2 protein-coding genes are annotated in these 948 nt (G+C 43.8%); both read left to right on the top strand.

What is annotated here, in order from left to right; all coding sequences use genetic code 11:
• The first annotated feature begins 82 nt into the window (after nucleotides 1–82).
• On the top strand, nucleotides 83–424 hold the full coding sequence (locus tag AAEZ18_RS18305) for a hypothetical protein (RefSeq protein WP_008467385.1): 342 nt from the start codon (nucleotides 83–85) through the stop codon (nucleotides 422–424).
• The gene (gene tnpB / locus AAEZ18_RS18300) at nucleotides 421–771 is read left to right on the top strand and encodes an IS66 family insertion sequence element accessory protein TnpB (RefSeq protein WP_010554756.1); all 351 of its coding nucleotides are present in this window, start codon (nucleotides 421–423) and stop codon (nucleotides 769–771) included. Before AAEZ18_RS18305 ends, tnpB begins: the two co-directional genes overlap by 4 nt.
• Nucleotides 772–948: the final 177 nt, after the last annotated feature.

The raw sequence follows: 948 nt of genomic DNA, 5'->3' as shown, positions 1-948 counted from the left end.
GTAAGCGTCTAGCGAACCACACCTAGCATCGATGTTCTGATTATCTAAAAATACCTGCTCAATGATAAATTCGGAGCAGGTGATGAAAACTTACAGAACAAGCGCACAGTGGCAGCAGCTTTTGCTGAAACGCAGTACGTTTAGTGGTACTAATATTGAATTCTGCCAACACCATAATGTCGCTATTACGACTTATTATAAACAACGTGCTTTACTGGCAAAAGACCAGCCTAATTCCACCTTGCCAGTGCACACGCAGTGCCTTACATCATCACGTTTTGTCCAGGTAAAACAAACTACTGAAGTCTGCGCGCAAACTCGTCAAAATACGCTGCAGTTTGATACGCTAACCGGCCAACTCACGTTTCCTATCGATTTAGCGACGGCCGATATCGTTGCCATTATTAAAGGGCTAACGGTATGAGGATGTTCGTTGATGTACCCACCGTCTATTTATGTGCCGATGCCGTTGATTTTCGAAAATCAATTAATGGTCTGGCGGCGTTGGTGGAAGCAGAGCTTGAACTACCCGTGCTCAGTGGTGCGCTATTTGTGTTTTGTAATAAAGGCCGTGACAAACTCAAACTGCTTTACTGGGATAACACCGGTTTTGCACTGTGGTATAAGCGATTAGATAAGCATAAGTTCAAATGGCCCAAACTCATGTCACCCACCATGACCTTAAGCGAGCAGCAATTACACTGGTTATTATCGGGTTATGATGTGATTGGACACAGTAAAATTGATGTCGCAGGTAAGCAAATGCTTTAATATTTGCGATCGATTGATGATCATCAAAGTGAGTTCAGTTAGCACTGCAAAGCCTTTGATGATGCCTTAAAATAGGCGTCATGAAAAATGAACTCGCCCTTAAACAGCGCATTGCTGAACTTGAAAAACTGTTAGCGCAGAAGGATGCCCAGATTGCGGCATTGGAAGAGCGCTGGA

Source organism: Pseudoalteromonas sp. 19-MNA-CIBAN-0066 (assembly GCF_040308705.1).
GTDB classification, from domain to species: domain Bacteria; phylum Pseudomonadota; class Gammaproteobacteria; order Enterobacterales; family Alteromonadaceae; genus Pseudoalteromonas; species Pseudoalteromonas nigrifaciens.
This window is presented reverse-complemented; position numbering and strand designations above follow the sequence as displayed.